The organism is Streptomyces sp. NPDC087901 (assembly GCF_044742205.1).
Taxonomy (GTDB): domain Bacteria; phylum Actinomycetota; class Actinomycetes; order Streptomycetales; family Streptomycetaceae; genus Streptomyces.
Map to the genome: position 1 here is coordinate 209609 of NZ_JBIUUC010000012.1, position 22856 is coordinate 232464.

The following is a 22856-nucleotide window of genomic DNA, read 5'->3' on the forward strand; positions in this document are numbered from 1 at the left end:
ATGCCCACCCTGCGCACCACCCTCACCGCGGCGTTCACCCTCGCCGCCCTCACCGCCCCGTGCCTCCCCGCGCACGCCGCCCCCAGCGACCCCTGGGTCCGCGGCTGGGGCAACAACAACCTCGGCCAGCTCGGCAACGGCAGCCTCGTCCTCCAGCCCACCCCGGCCGACGTCCAGGGCCTCGCCCGCGAAGACGTGAAGGAGCTGTCCGGCGGCGGCGACATCGACAAGAACACCTTCGCCGTCGCGCTCCTCAAGGACGGCACGGTCAGGTCCTGGGGCGCCAACCTCACCGGCCAGCTCGGCAACGGCACCCTCACCGGCCAGGCCTTTCCCGCGACGGTCGCCGGCCTCTCCGGAGTCAGCGAGGTCTCCGCGGGCGCCAACCACGCCCTCGCCGTGCGCTCCGGCCGCGTCCTCGCCTGGGGCAGCAACGCCAAGGGCCAGCTCGGCAACGGCCTGACCGCGGCCGACCCGGGCGGGGTTCAGAAGACCCCCGTCGAGGTGCAGTCCCTCAACAAGGTCAAGGACGTCGGCGCCGGCTGCGACTTCAGCGTCGCCCTGCGCCAGGACGGCACCGTCTGGTCCTGGGGCGAGGGCGCCAACGGCCGCCTCGGCACCGGCGACAACACCGTCCGCAACACGCCCCAGAAGGTCAAGGACGTCGCCGACATCGTCGCCATCTCCGTCGGCTGCGCCCATGTTCTCGCCCTCACCGCGGACGGCACGGTCAAGTCCTGGGGCAAGAACACGGAGGGCGAACTCGGCAACGACTCCGTCGCGGACAGCAATGTCGCGGTCGACGTCGCCCACCTCGAAGGCGTGGCCCAGATCTCCGCCGACCAGTACAGCAACTTCGCCGTCCTGGACGACGGAAGCGTGAGCGCGTGGGGCTGGAACGGGTACGGCCAGCTCGGCGACAACACGAAGACCAACCGCACCACGCCGGTCCCCGTGGACGTGTTGCGGGGCGTCACGGACATCGTGGGCGGCCAGGACTACACGGTGGCGGCCCTGGATGACGGCTCGGTCGTCAGCTGGGGCAACAACGCCACCGGACAGCTGGGTGACGGCACGTTCACCTCGGCGGCCGCACCCGTGACGGTGCTCCCGGCCGGCAGCGGCATCGCCCATGTCGCGACCGCGAAAGCAGGCCGGTCCAGCTTCGCGTACTGAGCCCGATCCCCGTCCGCTAAGTTCCCGTCCGCTCGATCCTCGTCCGCTCGGTTCCCGTCCGCCCGGTGCCGGTTGTCTCCGGCGCCGGGCGGACGGGAGGACGCGGCCCGGCCGCCGTGGGGCGATCGCCCCACGGGCGCCGACCGAGCCGTCCGGCAGTCGGCACGGCCGACCCGCCCCGCGCCGGCCGCCCATGCGCAGGGAAACGGTCAGTCATTGGAGCCAGACGACGACGGTGTCCCCCGCGCGGTCTGCGGCCTGGAAGAAGGGCACCAGTGCCTGGTACCGACTGGTCACGTACTCCAGCGATTCACCGCGCTCCCACATCTCGACGGGGTAGATGCCGGCCAGGGCAAGATCCGCCGGGGTGACATCCCGGACCAATGCGTCGACAGAGAGGGCCGCGAGAGCCTCGGCTGCAACGCGGACCGCCTTCGGGGAGAGCATGCAAGGAGGGCTGTGTCCCCAGTCCTCAGCCCCGGGGATGTCCTCTTCGCCATGGACGATGTCGACGGGGAACCCGATCCGGCCGAGCAGGAAGTCGAGAGCGTGCCACGCCTTCTCCGTGCCGTGGCATCGTGCCGCGGACGCCTCTCGTTGCTCGTCCCAGTCCGCAACCGCCAGCTCGTTGACGAACTCCTCGCCCCAGCCCGGTTCGCGGAGCGTGCGCTCGACTTCGGCGGGCGTGAGACGGGCGTATCTGCCGTTCATGCTCATGGGCGGATACTAAAGGGCTGTCCCCGACAAGGCCGTCCCCGTGCAGGGGCGGTCGGCTCGACCTCGATGTCACGACGGCGGGGGCCGCGCAGTGCGAGGACTGGATCAGGAAGCAGGGAATCCGAGCCGAGGGCCCTCTTCGGCCCTTGGCGTCGCGTAACGGAATATACGAGGCACCTCCTGCGATGTATCGACAGTCAGTGCACCGATTACCGCAGGGAGGCGACGGAGCCGATGAGCCTTCGTCAGTTCGAGTACGCCCTGGCCGTTGCCGAGGAGGGCTCGGTGACGGCGGCGGCGGAGCGGCTGCACGTTGCCCAGCCGTCGGTGTCCCAGCAGATCCGTGGTCTGGAGCGGGAGCTCGGCGTGGAACTGTTCGACCGCACGCCGACCGGACTCGTGGCCACCGCGGTCGGCCGCGCGTTCCTGCGCGAGGCGGAGGTCGCGGTGAGCGCGGCCCGGAAGGCGAGGGCGACCGCGCGGGCCGGTGCCGATGAGCTGGTGGGGGAGCTGGTGGTCGCGGCGCAGATGGGTTTCGGTACGCGGCAGTGGCCGGGCGCTCTGGACGCGCTGCGCCGCCGCTTCCCGCGGCTGGAGGTGACCGTCTTCGAGGAGCCCAGCTCCGCGGAGCTGGAGCGGCTGTGCCGCCGGGGCGTGCTGGACCTCGCGCTGATGGCGGCGTGCGAGCGGAGCCCCGCCGACGCCCACCGCCTCGGCGAGGAGGATTTCGTCGTGGTGCTCGGTGAAGGGCACCCGCAGCTCGCCGCGGACGACCGGGTCGACCTGCGTGAGCTGGCGGGGGAGTCGTGGGTGCGGTTCGACCGCGACAGCGCGCTCGACGGCGTCCTGCTGAGCGTGCTGCGGGACAACGACCTGACCCCGGCGACGGCCGCCCGTGTGTCCCAGACCGCGACGGCCGTGCGCTGGGCCGCCCAGGGGCTGGGGGTGACGCTCGTCCCGGCCTCCGCGGTGCCCTACGGTTACGAGCACCTCGCCCGCCCGGTGTTCCCGGCCGTGTCCCAGCCCGTCATCGCCGTGCTCCGGCAGGGTGCGGGTCCGGGGGAGACGGCTCTGCTCGACCTGCTGCGCCGGGAGACCTGGACCGAGTCCGCTTCCTTCGCGCCGGTGTCCTGACGGGCGAGGAGGGGAGCGGACTGCCGGTGAGCTCCTGGCGTGACGGGGCCGAGCCCTGTCACACCCAGCCCCGCTCCCGCGCCTTCACCCCGGCCTGAAACCGCGTCCCCGCATCCAGCCTGCGCATCAACGCCGCGACCCGGCGCGTCGCCGTGCGCACGCTGACCCCCAACTGCCGTGCGATCGCCTGGTCCTTGTACCCGGCGTGCAGTAACCGCACGAGCATCAGCTCCTCCTCGCTGGGTCCCTCCACCACACCCAGCCTGTCGGAGAGCAACGGCTCGGCCCGCTCCCAGTACGCCTCGAACAGCTCCATCAACCCGTCCAGCAGCCCCGACGGATGCACCACCACGATCGAGTCCTTGCTGCCCCCGGTCAACGGCACCACCGCGACCTGCCGGTCCACGATCCGCGCCTTGAACGGCAGGTGCGGCAACAGGCGCGACTGCTCCCCGAGCGCCGCCAGGTTCAGGATGGACTCCAGCCGCCCGGGCGGCTCGATCGATTCCAGGCAGTACACGCCCCGGATGTCGACGCCGCGCTCCAGCCACTCCCGAGTCGTGGCCGTCTCCTGCTCGTTGTGGTGCGGCTCGCCCACCGGCTCCAGATACGGCGGCTTGTCCAGCGTCCACAGATGCGTCGTGACGGACCGGCTCAGTTCCTCGACCTTTCGGGCCATCACCTCCTGACCCGTCAGCACCTCAACCAGGGCGCCCGGATCCGACCGCAGCTGTCCGGCCCGGTGCAGTCGGTGCAGGTCGGCGAACTCCGTCTCCACGCCCGCGAACACCGTCTCCGTCTCCGACCGGCGCCGATGCAGCAGCGCCGACAGGGCCGAGCGCGGACTCACCGCCTCCCACCGGCCCCGTCCCACCCGCCGCACCAGGCCCAGAGCGGCGAGGCGCTTCAACGCCTGTCCTGTGCGCGCCGATCCGGCCCCCACATTCTCCGCGAGATCGCGCACCGCGCCCTGTGGTCCCGTCAGTACCGCCCGGTACACACCCTCGTCGAACGCGCTCACCCCCACTGCTTCCAGCACAACCAGCCTCTCCTATCACATGCGTCGGCTCGCCCCGGACAGGCACGGGCAGGCAGCGAACCGGCCGATGGTCCCCTCGCAGGTGGCGCGTTTGGTCACCGCGCCAAACACGCCATCAGATTATCTGGACACCAAGTGATCGCACAGCGTTCACTTCTCTCGAATCGCCTATCGATCACCCCGCATCGATCACCCCGCATCGACGGCGGTTCGTCGTCACCAAGTCGCCGACTCACACCCCGGGCGAGTACCCCCGCTCGTCTCTCCGGCATGCCCGAACACCTGTGAGGAAATCCGTGACACCTCAGCCACGAAGAGCGTCCCGCATCCGCCGCGGCACCATCGGCGCCCTGCTCACCACCACCCTCGCCGCCGTCAGCCTGCCCCTCGCCACCCCTGCGGCGGCCACCGGTCCCGCAAAGCCCCTCGCCGCCGGAACCTACCTGATCACCCTCGCCGACCAGCCCCTCGTCACCTACGACGGCAGTGTTGGCGACCTCCCCGCCACCAAGCCCACCGAGGGCGAGAAGCTCGACGTCACCAGCGCCGATGCCAAGCGCTACCGCTCCCATCTGACGGACGAGCAGAACCACGTGGCCAAGAAGGTCGGCGCCACGGTCCGCCAGCACTACGCCGTCACCACCAACACCTTCAGCGCCCAGCTCAACGCCGTCCAGCTCGTCCAGCTGGCCCGCACCAAGGGCGTCACCAACATCGCCCCCGACCGGCTCCACCACGCCACCGACGAAAAGAACTCCACCGACTTCCTGGGTCTCTCCGGCCGCAAGGGACTGTGGGCCGCGCTCGGCGGCACGGCCAAGGCCGGCAAGGGCATCGTCATCGGCGACATCGACACCGGCATCTGGCCCGAGAGCGCCTCGTTCAAGGCCCCCGCGCTCACGACCAGGAAGCCCACCGGCAACCACGGCAAGAAGCCCGACAAGAACGACCTCTACCGGCCCTACCTCGACGGCACCACCACCGTCATGCACAAGGCCGACGGCACCACCTTCACCGGCACCTGCCAGACCGGCGACAGCTTCACCGCCGCCGACTGCAACCAGAAGATCATCAGCGCGCGCTACTTCGGCGAGGGCTGGCTCCGCTACGTCCCCGAATCCAACCGGGGCGGCTACATCTCCCCCCGGGACAGCGAAGGTCACGGCACCCACACCGCATCGACCGCGGCCGGCAACGCCGGGGTCCACGCCACCGCTGACGGCAACGACCTCGGCACCATCTCCGGCGTCGCCCCCGCCGCCACCATCTCCGTCTACAAAGCCCTCTGGCAGAGCAAGGACGGCAAGCAGGACGGCGGTCTGACCAGCGACCTCGTCGCGGCCATCGACCAGGCAGTCGCCGACGGTGTGGACGTCATCAACTACTCCCTCGGCGCCATGTTCGAGAGCGACTACGACGACCCGTCGCAGACCGCGCTCCGTAACGCCGCAGCCGCCGGCGTCTTCGTCGCCACCGCCGGGGGCAACGCCGGCCCCGAGGCCTCCAGCCTCGACAACACGGCTCCCTGGACGACCACCGTCGCCGCCGGAACCGTCGCCCCCTACACCGGAACCGTCACCCTCGGCAACGGCAAGAGCTACACCGGAATCAGCACCAGCGTGCACGGCACCGTCGGCTCCGCACCCCTCGTCCGCGCCGCCGCCGTCAAGACCGCCGACGCCGAAACCGCCGACGCCGACCTCTGCATGGCGGGCACCCTCGACCCCGCGCTCACCACCGGAAAGACCGTGGTCTGCGACCGAGGCACCGTCGCCCGTATCGATAAATCAGCCGAGGTCAAGAGGGCCGGCGGCATCGGCATGATCCTCGTCAACATCGGCAACGAAAGCACCGACGGCGACCTGCACTCCATACCGACCGTCCACCTGGGCGGCCCCGACGCCACGGCCGTACGCGACTACGCGGCCACGGACAACGCCGCCGCCACCCTCACCAGCGGCGGTAAGGGTGACACGTACCCACAGGTCGCCGGCTTCTCCTCCCGCGGTCCGTCCTCCGCGAGCAACGGCGATCTCCTCAAGCCCGACATCACCGCGCCTGGCGCCACCATCCTCGCCGCCGTCGCCCCGCCCGGTAACCAGGGCCGTGACTTCGACTTCTACTCCGGCACCTCCATGGCCACGCCGCACATCGCCGGCCTCGCCGCTCTCTACCTCTCCGAGCACCCCACATGGTCCCCGATGAGCATCAAGTCGGCCATGATGACCACCGCTTCTCCCACCAAGACGGCTGACGGCAAGAAGAGCGACGACGCCTTCGCCCAGGGCGCCGGCGAGGTCGAGGCCCGGGCGATGCTCAAGCCGGGGCTCGTCTACGACTCCAACGAGCAGGACTGGCTGGCCTACCTCGAAGGTGTCGGTGTCGACACCGGGACCGGCACCAAGGCCATCGACCCCAGCGATCTCAACTACCCCTCCATCGCGATCGGCGAACTCTTCGGTACCCAGACGGTCACCCGCACCGTCACCGCCACCTCGGCCGGCACCTACCGAGCCAAGGTCGACCTCCCCGGCATCAAGGCCACCGTGTCCCCGTCCGTCCTGCGCTTCAGCCACCCCGGGCAGAAGCGCACCTTCACGGTCAAGCTCGACGTGACCACCGCGCCGGCGGGAGCCATCGACACCGGCTCGCTCACCTGGACCTCCGGCCGGACCACCGTCCGCAGCCCGATCGTCGTCACCCCGCAGGTCATCCACGCCCCCGCCGAGATCAAGGGCACCGGCACCAGCGGCGAGGCCACCTACTCCGTCACCCCGGCGACCAGCACCCTCCAGGCCACCGCCCGCGGCCCGGTCTCCTCGCCCCTCACCAAGGGCTCCCTGACCGGAACGGCCGAGATCTACCACGAGGCCGCCATCCCGGTCGGCGCCAAGGCAACTCAGATCACGGTCCACTTCGACGTGGCCGAAGGCAACGTCGGCGGCGTCGTCTGGGGGCCCATGGTCGGCGGCGTCCTGCAGGGAGGCGCGTTCGGCGACCCTGACAGCAACGGCACCGTCACCATCAACGTGCCGCAGACGAAGGCCGACACGATCTTCGTGGCCGTGGTCGCCCTCGACTACACCGGCAACGGCGAAAGCGTCACCCCGTACACCTTCCAGGTGAACCACATCACCGACGACAGCCCGGTCACCGGCAAGGTCACCGTCACGCCCGACCACGGCCGTGTCACCCCCGGCACCCCGATCGACCTGACCGCCGCCTGGTCCGGCGTTCCGGCGGCAGCCCGGTCCACCGTCTGGATCGAATACCCGAACGGCGCGGGAACCTTCCTGACGCTCAACTGATAACAGCTGTGCGGAAACGGTGGCGGCGCCTTCCTCGGCGCCGCCACCATTCTTCTTCCTGCGCTTCTTTCTGCGTAACGGATTGCGGAGGGATCAGCTTCTGGGGAATTCTCCGCCGTCCACGGTGAGAATGTTCCCGGTCACCCAGCTCGCCCGGTCGGAAACGAGGAACAGCACCGCGTCGGCGATGTCATCGGGCCGGCCCACACGCCCCAGCGGCACGCCGCTGTTGTCCGCGCCCGACCCCGGGACCATGCGCGCCCACTCCTCCCGCGTCGCTTCGCCGCCTGGGGTCTCGGTCCTTCCGGGGCTGACGGTGTTGACCCGGATGCCGAACGGTGCCAGCTCCAGGGCCAGCCCCCGGCTGTAGTTCTCCAACGCGGCCTTCGCTGCCGTGTAGTGGAGGAACGGCGGGGGAGCGAACGGGGTCGCGGCCGACGACACGTGCACGATCGCCCCCGAACCCCGCTCCCGCATCCCCGGCGCCAGCAGTGCGTCCAGCCGCACCGACGCGAGGTAGTTCAGGTCCAGTTGGTCCTGCCACTCCTCGTCGGGGATGTCCGCGGTCTGCCGGAACGGTCCCGCCCCACCCGCGTTGTTGACCAGGATGTCCACCCCGCCGAGCACCTCCTGCGCGGCTGCTGCGAGCGTCTCCGCGCCGGCCCGTGTCCGCACGTCGGCCTCAATGAAGGTGACACCCTCCGGAACCGTGCTCATCGCCGACCGGGCGGTCGTGAGCACCTCGGCGCCCGCGTCGCGGAGTTGGCGCACGACAGCCGCTCCGATTCCGCGAGAGCCGCCTGTGACCAGGGCCCGCTTTCCGGCGAGTTCCTGCGTCCTCGGTCCATTCTCCGTCGTGGTCATGCCGCTGGTCCTCTCAGGAAATTCGTATGCGTCCGCTCGACGGAAGTGGAATTCTGCGTCGTCGAGCTGTTCTGACGGTACGTTCGGAAGAGAACGAGAGGCAAAGACGAAATATCAGCAGGTGCCATAGGGGATTCCTATGGCATCCCGGGCTGCGTTCCCGGGACCCTGGGGTCCGCGTACGCGGGGTGCGCGCTCAGCCCTGAATCGCGGTTCCGGTCGATCCGGCCCGCCACCCGAATGGCGGATTGCCGCGAGCTCCCCTGCCCTCCTGGTGTCAGGCTGGTTGTTTGGGTACGCGGGTCGGTCCACCGGCCGGAAACGCGGGTTCCACATGCCACCGGCTCCCACGCCGGACCCACATCGGGTCAGAAAGGTGGATCAGGTGGAAGGCACCAGCACACGAACACGGGCGATGGTCCTGCTCGCCGCCTCCCTCGCGATCGCATCCGTCACGGGCTGTACATCCGGCACCGAGAGCGCCGCGCACGGGCGCACGGTCCAGGCCGCGCCGACCGCGCCACCGACAGGGAGCCCGGTCGGAGACGCCGCGCTGCCGCGGAAGACCACTCCTGCTCCTCAGGGCACCGGCGAACTCGTTGTCACCTATGAGGCCGGCGCGACCCGGGAGGACCAGCAGGCCCAGCAGTTCCTCCAGGCGAACGAAGTCCTGGAAGGTGTCGCGGCGCACGCCAATTCCCGGATCGCCCTGCCCCAGGACGTGCCCCTGACGGGGCGCAGCTGCGGTGAGGTCAACGCCTTCTGGGACCCCGAGACGCAGAGCATCACTCTCTGCTACGAACTCATCTCCCAGTTCGCCCCCGTCTTCAGTGCGCAGAACACCACGGGCACCGAGGCCCAGCAGACGCGGGCCACCGAGGACGACCTCATCGGCTTCACCAACAGTTCCGTCCTCCACGAACTTGGCCACGGACTGATCGACGTCTACGGCCTGGCCATCACCGGCAAGGAGGAGGACGCGGCCGACCAGCTCGCCACCCTGCTGCTCGTGGGTGACTCCCTGCACCGCGAGTACGCGGTGAGCGCCATCGACGCGTGGGGCGCGCTCGCCGCGGCGGACGAACAGGGGGACATCACCGGAAAGTTCTCCGACGAGCACTCGCTGAGTGCCCAGCGCTTCTACAACGAGATCTGCTGGCTGTACGGCTCCGACCCCAGCTCCTTCCAGGGCGTTGTGCAAACCGCGGAGAACCCGGACGGCGTGCTGCCCGAGGCCCGGGCGGCCAGGTGCCCCGCGGAGTTCGAGCAGATGAACAACGCGTGGAGCACTCTGCTTCAGTCGTACCTCAAGAGCTGAGGACCTCCGAGCTGCCGTCCGTCGCCGTGTCAGGAGCGCGTACCACCGAGGAGGCCGGGGAAGACGGTTCGCGCGGAGCTGGACCCGCTGTTCCGACCCGACCCGACCCGACCCGGCCGGGCCTTTCGGCCCGGCCTCGCGTCCGGTTACTCGAATTACTCGAAGCGGGAGGGGTCGCCGGCTCCGCGTCGTACGATCTCCAGCTCGCCGCTGGAGAAGTCGATGACGGTGGTCGGCTCCGTGCCGCAGTCGCCTGAGTCGACGACGACGTCCACCTCGTGGTCGAGGCGTTCCTTGATCTCCCAGCCCTGGGTCATCGGCTCCTCCTCGTCGGGCAGGAGCAGGGTGCTGGAGAGCAGCGGCTCGCCGAGTTCCTCCAACAGGGCCTGGACGACGGCGTGGTCGGGGATGCGGACGCCGACGGTCTTCTTCTTCGGGTGCAGCAGCTGACGCGGCACCTCCTTCGTCGCCGGAAGGATGAACGTGTACTGGCCGGGGGTCGCTGCCTTGATGGCGCGGAACACGTCGTTGTCGATCTGCACGAACTGCCCGAGCTGGGCGAAGTTCTGGCACATGAGCGTGAAGTGATGACGGTCGTCGAGGTTACGGATCGTGCGGATGCGGGAGATGCCGTCACGGCTGCCGAGCTGACACCCGAGTGCGTAGCAGGAGTCCGTCGGATACGCGACGAGTGACCCGGAGCGGATGCTTTCGGCCACACCGGTGATGGTGCGCCGCTGGGGATTTTCGGGATGTACGTCGAAATACTTCGCCATCCGGCGAGTCTACGGCCGGGGCGGCGAGTGGTTCGAGGGGAAAGCGGGTTGTCCTGCCCCCGGGAGGGACAGGACAACCTTTTCGGGTGGTGAGGCTCCGCTCAAACCTTTTCGGCCAAGTCAGGCCTTGGCAGCGGTGACCTCGGGCGGCGCCGGCACCGTTTCGAGGGGCCCTTTGTTGTTCGCCGATGCCCGTACGGGGATGAGGACGGCGAGGACCGCGGCGGCGAGGGCGACGCCGCAGCCGATCAGCATGGCGGCGCGGAAGCCGCCCGCCGACGTCAGGGCGTGGCCGCCGAAGTCGGTGGTCATCTGGGCCATCACGACACCGATGACGGCGGCGGACAGCGAGCTGCCGATCGAGCGCAGCGGGACCAGGGAGGCGAGCAGGGTCGCGGTGATGACCCAGGACGCGTTCGACGTGGAGGTGCCGAGCAGTTCGGGGAGTTCCGCGATCAGCGGCACCACCAGGGTCTGCGTGATCGCGGCCACGATGCCCGCGAAGGCGAGGATGCAGACAACGCCGCCGGAGCGGGCTGTGGGCCGGATTGTTTTCACGGGTACTCCTGTAGCTCTGCCGGGCCATGGCGGATCGCACCACGCAGTCGCTATGCACGACACACGGCAAGTGCATCATGCACATCACGTGCACGATGCATATCTGTGGTATATATGTACAAAAGAGGTCGCCCGCCCCGAGGGGAGGCGAGCCCGGCAGTCGAAGGAAGCCTTGCGTGGACATGCCTGTGGACCGGATCGAATTCGAGACGATGCTGCTCGGCAGGCATATGAGCCTGCTGACCTCGCGGGGCGGCGGGCGGCTCGACCGGAGCGCCTACATCCTCCTCAGCCGCATCCGGGCCCAGGGCCCGATGTCCATCGGTCAGCTGCACGAGGCCTTCGGCCTCGACACCTCCACGCTGAACCGGCAGACCGCTGCGATGCTCCGTGTCGGTGTCGTCGAGCGTATCGCCGACCCGGACGGCGGGATCGCCCGGAAGTTCGCCATCACGGCCGAGGGTGAGCACCGGCTGGACAAGGACCGGGCCGAGAACCGGGACGGCCTGCAGCGCGTGCTGGCCGACTGGACCCCGGAGGAGGCCGCTCAGCTCGCGGACAGCCTCGCCCGTCTCAACCGCGACATCGAGCGCCTCGACGGGCGGCCCTGGCCGCGGGACTGAGCGTGGTGCCGGCCACGGGAACGGGGCCGGGCACCCATTCAGGTACCCGGCCCCGCCCGGTCTGCCGCGGTCCGGTCAGGACAGCTTGGTGAAGGCCCAGGTCTGGACCGCGGTGGTGGAGGCCGCCTGCTGGGTGAGCAGCGCCCCGTTCGTGGTGGTGGAGGCGGTGAGCAGCAGCCCGCTGGACTTGCTCGTCAGCTTGTAGCCCCCGGTCGCGGGAGTGGCGGTCCAGCGCTGGTTCGCGTCGCCGCTGCACGCCCACTGGTCGATGGCGGCCCCCGCCGCCCTGGAGTTCTTGTAGACCTCGGCGCACAGGCCGTTCTGCACGTTCTTCAGGGTGTACGTGCCGTCGGTGTTGGCCGTGACGTTCCACTGCTGGTTGGTGCCGCCGTTCCAGAGCCAGCCGACCAGCTGGGTCCCCTGGACCGTGGAGTGCGCCGGTACGTCGATCGCCTGGGTGCCGGCGGAGATCCGGTTGATGCCGGCCTCCGGTCCCGTCGGCCGGATGCAGGCCGTGGACGACTGGTGCGCGCCGCGGTCGGGTACGCAGCCGGCGGTGACGGTGCTGCCGAAGTAGTCACGCGTGCCCGCATTCGCCACGACCGCGCCGTTGGCGAGGGCGGAGGAACCCGCCTGGAGGCGGTAGCCGTCGGCGTCCGTACGCGAGGTGGCCGTGCCGGGGGCCGTCAGCTTCGGGTCGGTCGTCACCTTGTGGGCGTCGGCCGGCTCACCGGCCGGGTGGGTGCCGGAGAAGACGTTCGAGTCGTACCCGAGGCCGGCGGCGTTGACGTAGCTCGCCCCGTCCGTCGCCACGTGGAAGATGTTGTTGGTGAACGTGGCGTTCGCCGCAGCCGAGCCGTTCGAGTTGCTGATGATCTCGACCGGCTCGGCGAGGTAGAAGGTGTTGTTGTAGATCTGCGTGTTGGTCGTCCTGGCGCAGACCATGTCGAAGAGCTGGCCGCCGTCGTTCTGGCTGATGTTGTACCGGACGATGTTGTCGGCGGTGGTCGACCCGGAGCCGTTGCACAGGAGGATGAAGCCACCCTCGTTGTCGTGGCTGTAGTTGTACTGGTAAATGGTGCGGATATTGGCCTCGTCGAGGTCGAGTCCCTGCCCGTCGCAGGTGCTCTTGCCGCCGCTCACCTCGTTGAACTGGTACAGCGCGTCCTGGGTGTTCCACGCCCAGATGCCTGCCGCGCAGTGCGCGGGCTCGCGCTCACGGAAGCCGTCGACCTTGTTGTACTCGACGAGCGCGCCCTCGGTGTGGTGGGGGACGATCGCGTCGCCGCCGATGTCGCTGACGGTGTTCCCGCGGATGACGACGCGCGTCTGCGGTGTCCACGCCCCGCAGGTCGTACCGCAGTTGGCGTTGTTCAGCTCGGGGCGCTGCATCCATCGGGTCCAGAAGTGGATCCCGTAACGGTCCACGGCCCGCACCGTGTTGCCCGTGAGGGCGACGTCGTCGAACTTCGTGGGCGTCGTGTTCCCCAGGACCTCGAAGAAGATTCCGGCGCTGGCGTCGTCGTCCTTCCTGGTCTGGTTCCCGTTGACGTCATGGACGTCGAGACCCGTGAGCCGGTAGTAGGTTCCGGTGCCCGAGTCGGTCCTGGTGATGTGGACGCCGCGTCGGGTCGCCGCGGCCGCGCCCTTGTTGGAGATGTCCAGGTTGCGGACCTCCCAGTACTGCTGGTCCGCGAGCTGTACGACATCGGTGACCTGCCCGGCACCGGCCAGTGCGGGCTTGGCGCCCGTGCCGTACGCGTCGACCACGATCGGAGCTCCGGCCACGCCCGAGCCCTTGGGGAAGAGTGTCCGGCCGGTGCAGGTCGAGCCGCGCTTGAGGAGGATCGAGTCACCCGGCTGGAACGTGTGGGCGTTCACCGGTGTCAGCGAGTTCCAGGGCGTGGCCTGGGTCCCGTCGCCGGCGGCGGTGGCGCCGCAGTCGACGTAGAAGGACTGTGAGGCGGCCGGTGCCTCGGCCTGTGCTGCTGAGGTGGGGGCCGTGGCCAGAAGCGATGCCAGCGGTAGCGACAGGGCGGAGAGGAGAAGGGTTCGTCTTCCGGGCATGGAACAACTCCATATTCTGAAAACGGACAGCAGACGTCTGATGCCTGATCACATTAGGGAGCCGCGACTTCGGTGGTCAAGACCTGTTCATGTCAATCGGCGGGATGGGTGGCCGTTCGCTCAACGTCCGGATGGCGCAACAGTTTTGGCGTCCCCCGCCCCCGGGCAGCCCGCGATCATAGGATCGGTGCGGCCTTCGGGGGAGAGGGGTGGTCGATCGTGGCGTGCGCGAGGACGATGCGCGGATACGGAGCGCTGGTACTGGCTCCACTGGTGCTGGTGGCCTGTTCGGGCGGAGGCGGAAGTCCCGGCGGGGAGGGGAAGAGCGCCTCCGCGACCGGAAGCGCTCGTGCGGAACCCGGCGCGAGAACCAGCGAGAAACCCGACGACACCGGCGTCATCGACGCGGACCCGGCCAGACTGCCGACGTCCCCCGAAGAAGCCCTCGACCTCATCGGCCGCGTCATCGCGGAACCCGCCACCTTCGGCCCCGGCGTCGTCAAGCGGAGCCCGTACGAGAGTGATCCGGCCACCTGGCCCGTCCTCGGCACCGACTGCATCTGGCGACAGCAGAAGCCGGCGAGCAGTGTCCTCGCCACCCTGAGCCGCTCCTTCGAGGTGCCCGCCGCCGGCGGCAAGGGGCCGATGCGGCTCTCCGCCGTCGTCACCGTCCACCGCACCCGCGACGACGCCCGCTGGGAGATGGCCGAATCGGTGGAGGAGACGATGCGGTGCCCCACACAGCAACTGCGGCAGGGCGAGCTGATCGGGTCGATGATCGCGTCCTCGCTGGGGCAGGAGAAGGGCGTCATGGACAGTGCCGAGGACTTCCTGCTGGAGTCCGGGGAGTACCAGAACGCGGAGCTCGGCGGCGGTCCGTACCCGTACTCCTGGTACCTGTCGCAGAGCCTCCAGTTCACCGTCGCCGTGACGGGCAAGGGGGCCAAGGGCTGGAGCCAGCAGGAGATCGACGTGCTGGCGAACCAGGCCCACTCCACCATGCTGCTGCGGCTCGGGGCCGCAGTCGAGAAGCAGAGCTGAGAGAGCGGAGAGCGTGATGGAGAAGCTGCGCCCCTCCGACCCCCCACGGATCGGCGGACACCGGCTGCTCGGGCGGCTCGGCGCCGGCGGCATGGGAGTCGTCTATCTGGGCCGCACGGACGCCGGGGCCCTCGCCGCGATCAAGGTCATTCTGCCCGAGTACGCCTCCGACGACGATTTCCGGACCCGCTTCCGGCGCGAGGTCGAGGCCGCCCGACGTGTGGACAGCCCCTGGGCCGTGCCGGTCACCGGCGCGGACACGGAGGGCGAACAGCCCTGGCTGGCAACCGCGTTCGTGCCCGGACCCGCCCTGTCCGAAGCCGTCGCCCGGTGCGGACCCCTGCCCGCACGCAGCGTCCGGGTGCTCGGTCGTCTGCTGGCCCGCGCCCTCACCGCCGTACACACGGCAGGACTTGTCCACCGCGACGTCAAGCCTGGCAACGTACTGCTCACCGTCGACGGGCCGCGCCTGATCGACTTCGGTATCGCGCGGGCCGCCGACGCCACCGCGCTCACCGCCACCGATCTCGTCGTCGGCACCCCCGGCTTCCTCTCCCCGGAGCAGGCCACCGGGGGCGGCACGGAGGCCGGGCCCGCGAGCGATGTCTTCTCCCTCGGCTGCCTCCTCGCGTACGCCGCGACGGGGCGCCCTCCGTTCGGCAGCGGGGCCGTCGACGCGCTGCTCTACCGCACCGTCCACGACGAGCCCGACCTCGCGGGGGCCGGCGATCCCGAACTCCAGGCCCTGCTCGCCGCGATGCTGTCCAAGGACGCCGGTGCGCGGCCCACGGCGGAGGACCTCGACACGCGGATCACCGAGGACGCGCCCCACGGCACCGTCGACTGGCTGCCCAGGGACGTCGTGGCGCTGATCGCCGAACGGTCCGCCGCCATGCTGGAGCTGCCCGACATCGACCCGACGGTCGCCGGGACCACGCCGGCGCCCGGACCCGGGCGGCGCAGAGCGCTGCTGATCGCCGGCGCCGGTCTGGTGGTCGCAGCCGGCGGCGGATTCGCAGTCCGGGAGTGGCTGACCGACGACAACGACGGCTCCGCCGTCACATCCGCCGAGCGGGCCTGGATCATCGGCGTCCAGGCCGATCTGTCGGGGCCGCGGAAAGCAGCGGGACAGGCCCAGGAGCGCGGGGTCAGGCTGGCCGTCGAGGAGTTCAACGCCCGTAGGAGCAAGCCCTTCACCCTGACCGTCAAGGTCCTCGACGACGGGGGTGACACCGGCCGTGCGGCGAAGGCCGCCGATCAGTTCGCCCGCGACCGGGACGTGCTCGCCGTCGTCGGCCCGACCGGTGACGCCGCCACGGAAGCCGTCCTCGGCGCGTACGACGAGGCGATGCTGCCGCTCATCACCGTGTCCTCGCTCCAGCTCACCTACGCAGCCCGGTCCAGGAAGTCCTTCTTCCAGGCGGCCCCCGCCGACGCCGTGCTGGCCCAGCCGATCGTCAGACGACTGGTGCTGCGGCCCGATGTCGAACGGCTCGGGGTGCTGCTCGACCGGGTCGGCGGCCAGTCCGCCTACCAGGTCGGCTACCTCACCAATATGGTGACGGGCCAGATCACCACCGGGACCACCTATCCCCGCGTGATCCCGGCCGGCACGCAGGACCTGGCACCCGTGGTCGAGGACATGCTCGCGCACGCCAGCGACGCCTTCTTCTACGCCGGTGACGCGGCGGGCGCCGCCCGCACCGCACGCGCGCTCGCGGCCACTCCGTTCAAAGGTCCCCGGATGGCCATGCACACGGCCATGGACGCGCGCTTCATCGAGGACGCCGGACCGGCCGCCGAACGCTGGGAGTTCACCGCGCCCTACATCGACCCGGCGACGCCCGCGGCCAAGAAGTTCGCCGCGGCCCACCGCGCCGCCTTCGACACAGCACCCGCGCACTGGGCCGCCGAGGCGTACGACGCGGCCGGAATGGTGATCGCCGCCGTGACCGCTCTCGCCAAGGGAACCGCGGCCCGCCCGAAGCGCCCGTCGCGCAGCGCACTCGTCGCGAAGATCGCCGCGTCGACGTACCAGGGCGTCTCCCGCACGTACACCTTCGACGAGGACCACCGGACCGGGGGCGATGACGCCTACCTCTACGGTGTGCGGAACGGGCGCTTTGTCTACCTGGGCGCCGCGCCGAAGGCCACGGCCTGATCCGGCATGCACCCGCTCACCTCGGATGACCCGCGCACCATCGGCGAGTACCGCACCCTCGTCCGGCTCGGCGCGGGCGGCATGGGCGTCGTCTATCTGGGCCGCTCCTCCGGCGGCACACTCGCCGCCGTGAAGGTGATCCGCTCCGAGCACGCCGCGGACCCCGGATTCCGGGCCCGGTTCCGTCGCGAGGCCGAGGCGGCGGCACGGATCACCGGGCCGTGGGTGGTCCCGGTGACCGGGGCGGACACCGGGGTCCCGGAGCCCTGGCTCGCCACCGCGTTCGTGCCCGGCCCCTCGCTGGGCGAAGTCGTGGAGGAGCAGGGGATGTTGCCCGCGCCCACGGTCCGGGCGCTCGGCTCCCGCCTGGCCGAAGCGCTCACCGCCGTGCACGACGCGGGCCTCCTGCACCGCGACGTCAAGCCCGGCAACGTACTCCTCGCGCTGGACGGCCCCCGGCTCATCGACTTCGGCATCGCCCGTCACGAGGGCGCCACCGCGCTCACCGCGACCGACTCGGTGATCGGCACGCCCGGCTACCTGGCCCCCGAACAGGCTTCGGCGGGGCCGCTCGGGCCGGAATGCGACGTGTTCTCCCTGGGCTGCGTGCTCGTGTACGCGGCGACCGGGCGGCGCCCGTTCGGCCAGGGCCCCCCGGCCGTGGTCCTCTTCCGTACGGTGCACGAGGAGCCGGACCTGGCGGGGGTGCCGGCTGCGCTGCTGCCCCTGATCACGGCCTGCCTGGCCAAGGACCCGGCGGACCGGCCGGGCGCCAGGGCGGTCGCGCGGGAACTCGCCGGGAGCGGTGAGGGCTGGGAGGTGCCGGGCCTCGCCGCCGCGGTCGCCGCCCGCTCGGCCGCCGCACTGGCCCTCCCCGACCCCGAACCACCCACGGTCGTCCAGGACTCCGGGCCGCCGCGCCCGACCCGGCGGCGCGTGCTCACCGCCGGAGCCGCCGGAGCCGCCGGAGCCGTGCTCCTCGCCGGCGGAGGGACGGCCGCGTGGGTGGCCGCCGCCCGGCGCGGCGGCACGGGAACGGCACCCCGCACCCTTCCCGCCTACCGGATCGCCCTGCACGCGGACCTGACCGGACCGGGGAAAGCCGTCGGCGTCGCCCATGAGCGCGGGGCCCGGCTGGCGATCGACGACCACAACGCCCGTACGGACAAAGCGTTCACGCTCACGTTGCGTACCGAGGACGACGCGGGTGACGCCGAGCGAGCCCTCGACGTCGCGGACCGGATTGCCGCCGACCCTTCGGTTCTCGCCGTCATCGGGCCCACTGCGGAGGTCGCGGACGGAAGCGTGGTCAGCCGGTACGAGGACAGGGGCCTGGCCCAGGTCGTGGTCGCGGCCCGTTCCACCACCGCCGAGTGGGCGGATGCCAAGTCCTTCTGCGTACTGCGGCCGTTCGACGCGTCACTGTCCATCGGGCTGACCCACTACCTCTCCCACGTCGAGCCGGTCGAGCACGCCTTCCTCATCGAGGACCGCGCGGAAGCGCAGTACAGCTGGGCCATCACGAACGCCATGCGGGACGTCGCGATCGACGGGACCACGCTCACCGTGCACAGCGTCGAGGCCACCGCCCGCGACTTCGCCCCCGCCGCCGGGGCCGCGGTCGCAGCCCGAGCAGGGGCGGTCATCTACGTCGGATCGTCCGTAGCCCGGGGCGCCCGTTGCGCCAAGGACCTCGCCGCCGCCGGCTTCACGGGTACGGGCCTGTCGATCGGCCCCGTTCTCGCCCCCGCCTTCCTCCGGGAAGCGGGCAAGGCTGCCGAGGGCTGGGTCTTCGCCGAGGCGTACACCGACCCGTCGGCCCTGTCCTCCGCCAAGGCGTTCACCGCCGCGCACCGCGAACGGTTCGGGTCGCCACCCGCCACGTGGGCGGCGGAGGCGTACGACGCGGTGGGGCTGATCGCGCAGGCCGGCCGCACCACCAGCGCCACCGCCCCGCGCGAGGGGGTGGCCGCGAGGATTCTGCGCACCGACTACCAGGGCATCACGCGGAGGCTGTCCTTCTACCGCACCCGCCAGGTGCTCTACGCGACTGGCATCTTCCTCTACCGGGTCGACAAGGGACGGGCCCGCTTCCTGGGGCCGTACGCATCGGTATGAGCCAGAGGTTCCCCGCCCGCCCTGGGTACCGTGGGAGGACGAGTACGGGACCCACCGAAGAGGAGTACCGAATGGCCGAGTTGGAGCTTTCCGCAGGTGTCGTGGAGTACGAGGACACCGGCGGGGACGGGCCGGTCGTGGTCCTGCTCCACGGCGTGGCGATGGACGGCTCGCTGTGGCGGCACGTCGTCGCGGAACTGCGGGACGGCCACCGGTGCATCGTGCCGACGCTGCCGCTCGGCGGCCACCGGAGGCCGATGCGGCCCGACGCCGACCTGTCGGTCCTCGGCGTCGCTCGGCTGGTCGCGGAGTTCCTCGAAGCGCTCGACCTCACCGACGTCACCCTGGTCATGAACGACTGGGGCGGTGCCCAGGCCCTGGTCGCGGACGGCCGGGACCAGCGGATCGGCAAGCTGGTCATCACCTCTTGCGAGGCCTTCGACAACTTCCCGCCCGGCCTGCCCGGCAACAACCTGTACGCCTCCGCCAAGATGCCCGGCGGCCTGAACGTGGCCTTCACCCTGCTGAAGATCGCGCCGATGCGGCGGCTGCCGATGACGTGGGGACGGATGAGCAAGCGGCCGGTACCGGACGCGGTGATGGACGCCTGGTTCCGGCCGCTGTGGACATCCAAGGAGATCCGCCGGGACCTGCGGAAGTACGTCCTGGGCGTGCCGCCGAAGGCCGAGCTTCTGCGCTGGGCGGAGGCCCTGCGCACCTTCGACCGGCCGGCGCTCGTCGCCTGGGCATCGGAGGACAAGGTCATGCCGCCGGAACACGGCCGCCGGCTGGCCGGACTGCTGCCCAAGGGTGAGCTGGTGGAGATCGCGGACAGCTACACCCTGATCCCGGAGGACCAGCCGGAAGAACTTGCCCGGCATCTGCGGGAGTTCCTTCGGAAGGGCTGAGGGCGCCCTACCGGGTGAGCACCTCGTCCATCGACTTCTCCCGCCAGCGGCGGAGGAGTTCGTGGAAGGCGGTGGCGCCGTGCGGATAGGCGTTCGGGCCGTTCGGGCGACCGCGCCCTTCACGGTTGTAGTAGCCGGGAGTGCACTCGGCGTGGAACCACTCGTGGTCCGGGGCACCCTGCGTCATGGTGGCGAGCCAGGCGTCCTCGGCCTTGCGGGAGGGTTCGAGGAGCGCGCCCCTGTCTTCGGCGGAAGCGACGAGGGCGGCGGCGTGCACGGCCTGCTCGTCGAGAATGTGTGTGTAGTTGACGCTGCTCGCGTTCTGCAGTGAACCCATCTGGATCAGATTCGGGAAGCCGTTGCAGGTGAAGCCGTGGAGGCTGCGGATGCCGTGTTGCCCCCAGGCGTCGAGCAGTTGGGTGCCTCCCCGGCCGTGGACAGGGAGCCTGCCGGAGAGGACGCCGGAGACGCCCACGGAGAATCCGGTGGCGAAGATCAGGCAGTCGAGTGGGTACGCGGTGCCGCCCACGACGACGCCGTCCTCGGTGATGCGCTCGATGCCGTGGGTGTCCGCGGTGTCGACCAGGGTGACGTTGCTGCGGTTGAACGCCGGGTAGTACAGGTCGGAGAAGGTGGGACGCTTGCAGGCATACCGGTACCAGGGCTTGAGCGCCTCGGCCGTCGCCGGGTCCGTGACCGTGCGCTCGACACGGGTCCGTACCTCGTTCATCTTCGCCGCGTCGGCGATCTCGTAGGCGGCTTCGAATTCCTCCCGGTCGCCGGGGCGGCGAAAGCTCGGCAGCAGCTTCTCCAGCAGACCCGCCGATGACGTCCATCCGTCCGCCACGAGATCCTCGCCGAACGCCTCGCCCGAAACGATGCGCAGGAAGTTCTCGCGCCGGGCGCCGGCCCAGCCCTCACGGTCCGCGCCGACGTCATCGGCCGTGGTGCGGTGGTTGGCGCGCACGTCCACCGTGGAGGGGGTGCGCTGGAAGACGTAGACGTGCCCGGCGTCCTCGGCCAGCATCGGAATGACCTGCACACCGGTGGCGCCGGTGCCGACGACACCCACGCTCCTGCCCGCAAGCCCCGTCAGGCCGCCTTCGGGGGAGCCGCCGGTGTAGGCGTAGTCCCACCGGGAGGTGTGGAAGGTGTGCCCCGTGAAGTCCTCGATGCCGGGTATCCCCGGCAGCTTCGGATCGGACAGGGTGCCGGTGGCGGTGACGACATACGTCGCCCGGAACGTGTCGCCGCGGTCGGTGGTCACGATCCAGGTGCGGGAACTCTCCTCCCAGGTCAGAGCGGTGACGGTGGTGGAGAACAGGGCGTCCGCGCGGAGGTCGAACCTCTCCGCGATCCGGACGGCGTGACGCCGGATCTCCTCTCCCGGGGAGTACTTCCACCGCGGTACGTACCCGGTCTCGTCGAGCATCGGCAGGTATACGTGGGACTCGATGTCGCAGTGGATGCCGGGGTACCGGTTCCAGTACCAGGTGCCGCCGAAGTCGCCCCCCTCGTCGATGACGCGGACGCGTTCCACGCCCTGCTGACGGAGGCGTGCTCCGGCGAGGATGCCGCCGAACCCGCCGCCCACGACGGCGACGTCCACGGTGTCGTGCAGCGGCTCGCGTTCGGCCGGCTCCTCCACGTACGGGTCGGCGGCGTAGAAGCCGAACTCGGCGTCGGTGCCCCGGTACTGGCGGGGGCCGTCGGGCCGCACGCGGCGCTCCCGCTCGCGGCGGTAGCGGCGGCGCAGCGCGGAAAGCTCGTCGGGGGTCGGTGTCTGAGGCGGCGTCATGTGGGGGGCCTCGATTTTCTCTTCGTCGTCTGTGCGTCTGTCAGTTGTGGGCCGAACCGTCCATGGGCTGCCGAACTGCCTTGGAAGCGGGCGGCCTTCCCCACCGTAACAACAACCGGACAGTGCTGTCCGGTTAGAGTGCGGGGGCACGTCGATCTTCGGACAGAAAGAGGGACCCCTCATGCGACGACTCCGGAACCGCTCGCTGACCGTGCTCGCCACGCTCGGCACGTTGGCCCTGACCGGGTGCGGCACCGAGATGTACGCCCCCGGCGAGGCGGCGGACTCCGCGGCTTCGGGCAGGACCGTCACCGCCCGTGAACACATGCGGCTGACCACGGTGCACGAGGAGACCGGGATGACTCTGCTGGAGGGCCCGGTCTTCGGCGAGGACGGCGAGCTGAACGTCGTCGACGTCACCGCACCCGCCGGGAAGCCGAAGGTGCTGCGCGTGGATGTCCGGAAGAAGACGGTGCGCAAGGTCTTCACCGACAGCCGGGGGACGTACACCTCGGCCCAGTTCAGCCCGTACGACGGGCGGCTCTACCTGTCCGACATCACCCACGGCGAGATCGTCTCCCTGGCGCCGGACGGAAGCGACAAGCGCATCTTCTTCACCGGCGAGGTCGACGGCGCCCGGATGCAGCCCGACGACATCGCCTTCGGCCCGGACGGCAGTCTGTACGTCAGCGACGCCCTCGGCATGTCCGAGGGCGAGGCACGCGGGCGCGTGGTGCGCATCGGCCGTGACGGCGGGAACGCCACCGTGCTGGCCGGTGGCCTCTCGGCGACGAACGGCATCTCGTTCGACGTGGACTACCGCGGGCTGTGGATCAGCGAGCTGACGGAGAACCGGATCTCCTACCTCCCCGTCGAGCAGCGCCCAGGAATGGCGGGCAGGCACACCGCCGTCCGCGTCGACGGAGGCATCGCCCAGACCGACTCGATCGCCGTGGACGCCGACGGCAACCTGTACCAGGCACTGCACGGCCGGCCCGCGATGGCCGTGTACAGCCAGTACGGTGAGCGCCTCGCGACGGTGGAGGTCCCGGCCCGCACCGAAGGGCTGGAGTCGGCGACCAATGTGGCGATCACACCCGGCGGGACCAAGGCGTACATGACCGTCAGCGGACCCGCCGGCGGCTACCTGTACACCTTCGACGCGCTCGCCGACGGCATCCGGCAGTCCAACGGCGGCTGACCCCGCCCGGCCCCTTGTCCCCTCACCCCTCGAAGGGGCGCACCGGTCC

General features: G+C 70.4%; 17 protein-coding genes. 10 read left to right on the plus strand and 7 right to left on the minus strand.

Annotation, left to right across the window (positions count from 1 at the left end):
- Window positions 1-1176, plus strand: coding sequence for an RCC1 domain-containing protein (locus ACIOEW_RS30730; protein ID WP_401967677.1), 1176 nt, complete (start codon window positions 1-3; stop codon window positions 1174-1176).
- 213 nt (window positions 1177-1389) lie between these two features.
- Here the strand turns inward: ACIOEW_RS30730 and ACIOEW_RS30735 are convergent, their stop codons facing one another.
- Window positions 1390-1893, minus strand: a complete 504-nt coding sequence (locus ACIOEW_RS30735) for a YfbM family protein (protein ID WP_401967678.1) — start codon at window positions 1891-1893, stop codon at window positions 1390-1392.
- Between the two features lie 234 nt (window positions 1894-2127).
- Here ACIOEW_RS30735 and ACIOEW_RS30740 point away from each other — a divergent pair, with 234 nt between their 5' ends.
- On the plus strand, window positions 2128-3027 hold the full coding sequence (locus tag ACIOEW_RS30740) for a LysR family transcriptional regulator (protein ID WP_401967680.1): 900 nt from the start codon (window positions 2128-2130) through the stop codon (window positions 3025-3027).
- Between the two features lie 58 nt (window positions 3028-3085).
- Here ACIOEW_RS30740 and ACIOEW_RS30745 read toward each other — a convergent pair whose 3' ends face one another.
- The gene (locus tag ACIOEW_RS30745; RefSeq protein ID WP_362548236.1) at window positions 3086-4066 is read right to left on the minus strand and encodes a transcriptional regulator; all 981 of its coding nucleotides are present in this window, start codon (window positions 4064-4066) and stop codon (window positions 3086-3088) included.
- Window positions 4067-4362: 296 nt separating this feature from the next.
- Here ACIOEW_RS30745 and ACIOEW_RS30750 point away from each other — a divergent pair, with 296 nt between their 5' ends.
- Window positions 4363-7374 (plus strand): S8 family serine peptidase, encoded by a 3012-nt coding sequence (locus ACIOEW_RS30750; RefSeq protein WP_401967683.1) that lies wholly within the window; start codon window positions 4363-4365, stop codon window positions 7372-7374.
- A 93-nt stretch (window positions 7375-7467) separates the two neighbouring features.
- Here ACIOEW_RS30750 and ACIOEW_RS30755 read toward each other — a convergent pair whose 3' ends face one another.
- Window positions 7468-8238, minus strand: coding sequence for an SDR family oxidoreductase (locus tag ACIOEW_RS30755; RefSeq protein WP_401967685.1), 771 nt, complete (start codon window positions 8236-8238; stop codon window positions 7468-7470).
- 385 nt (window positions 8239-8623) lie between these two features.
- Here ACIOEW_RS30755 and ACIOEW_RS30760 point away from each other — a divergent pair, with 385 nt between their 5' ends.
- Complete coding sequence (locus ACIOEW_RS30760; protein ID WP_362548245.1) at window positions 8624-9556, plus strand: DUF4344 domain-containing metallopeptidase; 933 nt, start codon at window positions 8624-8626, stop codon at window positions 9554-9556.
- 155 nt (window positions 9557-9711) lie between these two features.
- On the opposite strand, the gene ACIOEW_RS30765 is transcribed toward ACIOEW_RS30760, so the two are convergent.
- Both ACIOEW_RS30765 and ACIOEW_RS30770 read right to left on the minus strand, forming a co-directional pair.
- Window positions 9712-10332, minus strand: a complete 621-nt coding sequence (locus ACIOEW_RS30765) for an L-threonylcarbamoyladenylate synthase (RefSeq protein ID WP_362548248.1) — start codon at window positions 10330-10332, stop codon at window positions 9712-9714.
- 120 nt (window positions 10333-10452) lie between these two features.
- On the minus strand, window positions 10453-10890 hold the full coding sequence (locus ACIOEW_RS30770; RefSeq protein WP_401967689.1) for a hypothetical protein: 438 nt from the start codon (window positions 10888-10890) through the stop codon (window positions 10453-10455).
- A 176-nt stretch (window positions 10891-11066) separates the two neighbouring features.
- On the opposite strand from ACIOEW_RS30770, the gene ACIOEW_RS30775 reads away from it, so the two are divergent.
- Window positions 11067-11513, plus strand: a complete 447-nt coding sequence (locus ACIOEW_RS30775) for a MarR family transcriptional regulator (protein WP_362548251.1) — start codon at window positions 11067-11069, stop codon at window positions 11511-11513.
- 75 nt (window positions 11514-11588) lie between these two features.
- Here the strand turns inward: ACIOEW_RS30775 and ACIOEW_RS30780 are convergent, their stop codons facing one another.
- Window positions 11589-13580 (minus strand): RICIN domain-containing protein, encoded by a 1992-nt coding sequence (locus tag ACIOEW_RS30780; RefSeq protein WP_401967691.1) that lies wholly within the window; start codon window positions 13578-13580, stop codon window positions 11589-11591.
- A gap of 237 nt (window positions 13581-13817) precedes the next feature.
- Between ACIOEW_RS30780 and ACIOEW_RS30785 the strand changes: the two genes are divergently transcribed.
- The 4 genes from ACIOEW_RS30785 to ACIOEW_RS30800 all read left to right on the plus strand — a co-directional run bounded on the left by ACIOEW_RS30785 (window position 13818) and on the right by ACIOEW_RS30800 (window position 19808).
- Window positions 13818-14621 carry a hypothetical protein gene (locus ACIOEW_RS30785; protein ID WP_401967784.1) on the plus strand — a complete coding sequence of 268 codons (804 nt, stop codon included), beginning with the start codon at window positions 13818-13820 and terminating at the stop codon, window positions 14619-14621.
- A 16-nt stretch (window positions 14622-14637) separates the two neighbouring features.
- Entirely contained in the window at window positions 14638-16782 is a 2145-nt protein-coding gene (locus ACIOEW_RS30790) for a bifunctional serine/threonine-protein kinase/ABC transporter substrate-binding protein (RefSeq protein ID WP_401967692.1), read from the plus strand.
- Window positions 16783-16788: 6 nt separating this feature from the next.
- Window positions 16789-18900 (plus strand): bifunctional serine/threonine-protein kinase/ABC transporter substrate-binding protein, encoded by a 2112-nt coding sequence (locus ACIOEW_RS30795; protein WP_401967694.1) that lies wholly within the window; start codon window positions 16789-16791, stop codon window positions 18898-18900.
- 71 nt (window positions 18901-18971) lie between these two features.
- The gene (locus ACIOEW_RS30800; RefSeq protein WP_401967697.1) at window positions 18972-19808 is read left to right on the plus strand and encodes an alpha/beta fold hydrolase; all 837 of its coding nucleotides are present in this window, start codon (window positions 18972-18974) and stop codon (window positions 19806-19808) included.
- Window positions 19809-19815: 7 nt separating this feature from the next.
- Here ACIOEW_RS30800 and ACIOEW_RS30805 read toward each other — a convergent pair whose 3' ends face one another.
- A complete protein-coding gene (locus ACIOEW_RS30805; protein ID WP_401967699.1) occupies window positions 19816-21606 on the minus strand; it encodes a flavin-containing monooxygenase in 1791 nt (596 codons plus the stop codon).
- 181 nt (window positions 21607-21787) lie between these two features.
- Between ACIOEW_RS30805 and ACIOEW_RS30810 the strand changes: the two genes are divergently transcribed.
- A complete protein-coding gene (locus ACIOEW_RS30810) occupies window positions 21788-22807 on the plus strand; it encodes an SMP-30/gluconolactonase/LRE family protein (RefSeq protein WP_401967702.1) in 1020 nt (339 codons plus the stop codon).
- The last annotated feature ends 49 nt before the right edge of the window (window positions 22808-22856 follow it).